This window comes from Flavobacterium sp. GSP6 (genome assembly GCF_003984855.1).
Classification (GTDB): domain Bacteria; phylum Bacteroidota; class Bacteroidia; order Flavobacteriales; family Flavobacteriaceae; genus Flavobacterium.
In genome coordinates this window covers 1-3,978 of sequence record NZ_RYDO01000028.1, presented here as the reverse complement: position 1 = coordinate 3,978, position 3,978 = coordinate 1, and the positions used below count along the sequence as shown (strand labels likewise).

At 29.3% G+C, this 3,978-nt stretch carries 3 protein-coding genes; all 3 read left to right on the top strand.

Translation table 11 applies throughout. From position 1 onward, the window contains the following. The first annotated feature begins 177 nt into the window (after positions 1–177). The 3 genes from EKM03_RS14835 (at position 178) to EKM03_RS14825 (ending at position 3,879) form a co-directional block, all read left to right on the top strand. Complete coding sequence (locus EKM03_RS14835; protein ID WP_126740708.1) at positions 178–1,011, top strand: universal stress protein; 834 nt, start codon at positions 178–180, stop codon at positions 1,009–1,011. A gap of 116 nt (positions 1,012–1,127) precedes the next feature. Then, positions 1,128–2,900, top strand: coding sequence for a DNA mismatch repair protein (locus tag EKM03_RS14830; RefSeq protein WP_126740707.1), 1,773 nt, complete (start codon positions 1,128–1,130; stop codon positions 2,898–2,900). An 88-nt stretch (positions 2,901–2,988) separates the two neighbouring features. Then, complete coding sequence (locus EKM03_RS14825; protein ID WP_126459171.1) at positions 2,989–3,879, top strand: hypothetical protein; 891 nt, start codon at positions 2,989–2,991, stop codon at positions 3,877–3,879. The last annotated feature ends 99 nt before the right edge of the window (positions 3,880–3,978 follow it).

Genomic DNA, 3,978 nt, shown 5'->3' with positions numbered 1-3,978 from the left:
CTATTGAAGAATTTAACAATCAAATTAATTACAAAAATGTAGCTTAACTTAATGTGCAGTTTTTATTTGCATATCCATACCCATTCTTGCTATTCATGAATAAAAATATTCTGATTTGACTACGTAAAGACACCAATATTTTATTTTAGTAAATCAATTATTTTAATAAAAGATAAAATGAAAAAAATTCTATTTCCAACCGACTTTTCTGAAGTGGCTACTAATGCTTTTGTACATGCTTTAGAATTTGCAAAAATAGTTCAGGGCGAACTCGTTTTATTGCACACCTTTGAATTGCCCATTTATGACAATCAGTTTTTTCCCGAAAATTACGCCGTCATTTATGATTCCTTGGCCTTAGCTCAATTTGATATGTTTAAAGATGAAATCCCAAAATTGCGCGCCATAGCCGATGAGCGGCATTTGGACAAAATAAAAATGTCTCATAGGCTCATGGATGGGAATTTGCTTTATAATATTAAAAAATCAATTAAAGAAGATAAAATAGATTTTGTGATCATGGGTACTTCAGGAGCTACAGGATGGGAAGCTTTTTTTATGGGTACCAATACAAGTGCTGTTATTTCTGGAATAGATATTCCTATGTTGTGTGTTCCGTTAGAAGCAAAATTCAAAAAAACAGAAATTATTGGATTTACAACCCGTTTTAGAACTAAAGATAAAAAAGCATTGAAAATGGTGTTAGATATCGCTAAAAAAACGAAAGCTAAAGTAAAATGCTTGTATGTAAAAACTAGTGATTCCGATGTTTCAAATGATACAGTAACTGCTTGGGAGGAAGAATTTATTAATGAACCCGTTGAGTTTTTTGTGATCAGTAGTGACGAAGTCAAAGAAACAATTCTGGATTTTATAATGTACAAAGAAATTGATGTACTGACTATGCTTACGTATAAAAGAGGTTTTTTTGAAGGGATTTTCAAACCTAGTTTAACAAAAAAAATAGCTACGAATTTTGATATCCCAATTTTAGCGATTCCTATTGATTGATTCAGTTTTAATTCAATTGAAATCTTGAATTCTATATAGTGCGGCATCGCCATTGCCTTTTAATTTAGTCTTCAAAGTAATCTATTTCGTTATATTTGCAATTCATTAATTGAATTATGGAAATATACAAAGCAAAAAAGATACGCTTTTCAACAGCATTGACTGCAATCAATAAAAAGTACAATAGTATAAGTATTTTAAGACTTCTTTCTATTGTACTTTTTTTGGTTTCTATTTATTACTACATCAAAAACAGCGAAATTATTTTGATAATTGCCGCCATTTTTCTTTTTGGACTATTCGTAGTATTTATGCGCATTCATTCTAAATTAGTTTTCGAAAAACATGTCAATCAAGCCTTACTTGATATTAATGAAAATGAAATTTCCTACCTGGAAAGAAATAAAATCCCTTTTGAAAACGGACAGGAATTCAATGATTTTCACCATCCGTATGCCTATGATTTAGATATTTTTGGCGAGCATTCTTTGTTCCAAAACTTGAATAGAACCGCTACTTTTATTGGTAAAAAAACATTCGCAAACCAGCTTTTATCAATTTTGCCCAATGAAGAGATTCTTAGAAATCATCAAGCGGTAAAAGAATTAACCAAAAAATTAGACTGGCGTCAGGAATTTTTGGCTTTCGCCAAAATAAGCAATGACAATCAATCGAATTATGAGACTCTGCTCAAGTGGTGTACATTTAATAGTACGCCCTTGGCTAAAATGAGTGTTTTCATTTCTTATTTTTCACCACTTCTTTTTCTGGGAGTTTTGATTGCCTATTTAGTAACTTCGACTACTGTTTTTGCTTCCGTTTTATCGTATTTATTTGTATTTAATTTAATTGTTTTGGGTCGGTTTATGAAGCGTATCCAGGCAGAAATTGCTAATTCTACGAATATAGATAAAACCATTCATCAATATAGTTTACTGTTGCAAAAAATAGAAAATGAATCTTTTCAGTCGAAAAAATTAATCGATTTACAGCAAAAATTAATGTTCAAAAAAGAAAATGCCAGCGTGCATTTGAAACAGTTAGCCGGTTTGTTTTCTAATATGGACAGTATCTCAAATTTTGTTACGGCTATCGTATTCAATGGAACGTTCCTTTTTAATTTACATGTTTTAAAATCATTAATTCAATGGAAAAAAGATCATGCCCAAGCTTTAGAAAATTGGTTGGAAGTTATTGGTGAATTCGAAATGTTGAACAGTTTGGCCAATTTTTCGTATAACAATCCGGAGTTTGTATATCCAACATTAAACAGCAATTTCGAAATAGATTTCAAGGATTTAAGCCATCCTTTATTAAATGAAAAAACTAGAATAGGAAATGACGTGCGTTTTCATCCCGAATCGTTTATGATTTTAACGGGTTCTAATATGTCTGGTAAAAGTACTTTTCTAAGAAGTTTAGGAATCAATATGGTTTTGTCAGGAATAGGTTCGCCGGTTTGTGCTCGTCAGGCTAGTGTACATCCGTTACCCGTTTTAGTTTCCATGCGATTATCTGATTCGTTGTCCGATAGCGAATCGTATTTCTTTGCCGAAATCAAACGCTTAAAGCAGATTATGGACGAATTGGAAAATAGACCGGCATTTGTTTTATTGGACGAAATATTACGTGGTACCAATTCAGATGATAAACGCAACGGAACAATTGAAGTGGTCAAAAAAGTAATTGGTAAGAAAGCCGTTGGAGCTATTGCAACGCACGATATCGAAGTTTGCCTGACAACCAATGAATATCCAAATATATTAACCAACAAATGTTTTGAAGTAGAGATTATCAATGATGAACTCCATTTTGATTACAAACTTCGGGACGGAATTTGTAAAAATAGAAGTGCTACTTTCCTGATGAAGAAAATGGGAGTGATTTAAAAATCCATTTTTCTAAAAAAATATTAAAAAAAATAAAATGAATTAATTTAAATTATTACTTTCATAATTCAAAAGAAAGATAAAATTTATGAAAAAAAATATATGTGTATTTTTGTTATTTGCCTTCACCTCGGCAATTTTTTCTCAGCACAATCAGTTGAATTTGCATAGTAAAGTTATTTACATGGAATACAAAAATTATAAATCATTGAAAAAAAGTGGTAATAAAGTTATAGATTCAATTGGTTTTAATATTGTCAAGAGTGATACATTAATCATTATTAATGGATATGATGAGAAAGGAGTAAAAGTTTTGTATGAAGAAAAAGATTCTATATTTTTAGAACGCTATAAACAATTAGTTTTCAATAAAAAATATCAAAAAAAAGAAGAGAGATTAAAACCAAGAATGAAAATTTGGAAAGATGAAGTAAAAATTTATTTTGACAAATCAGTTAGCCAATATAATAGTAAAAAGCTTAGTAAATTTATTCATTATCTTGATAACGAAATTGATTCACTAAAAATTACAGTGGTAAAAGATAAAGAAAAATCAAACTATTTAATTTATTCTATAGACGATACCAATGATGTCAATTTAGATATAAGAATTAAAGGGAATGACGGATATTATCTTTTATGGAATAACAAACAAAATATTTATAGTTGCTCATTAAAAATTAACGCAAAAAAAAATCTAAATGAAGAGCAGATATTAACTACTTTGAAAGTTAATTTTATACGATCTTTAGGTTATTTTTATCAAGAACTAGATTATTCAGATTGCAATAGTTACTTTTCAATTTGTAAATCAGATAAAAAAGAATTTGGAACGAAAGATCTTGAAATTCTAAAATATCATTATTCTTATGGAATTTGTAAAGGAACTAATTTAGAAACATTTGAAAAAAATCATAAAGATGCGAAAGAATCAATAAAAAAAGGAAATACAAAGTTTTATTTTATTCATAGTGAATAAGCAAAAAAACCGTCTCGTAATTAAATAGACTGCACCCAAAAGTTTAGACAAATTTATAATTAATTTTGATAATAATGAGCCCGATATTGTGTCGGGCTC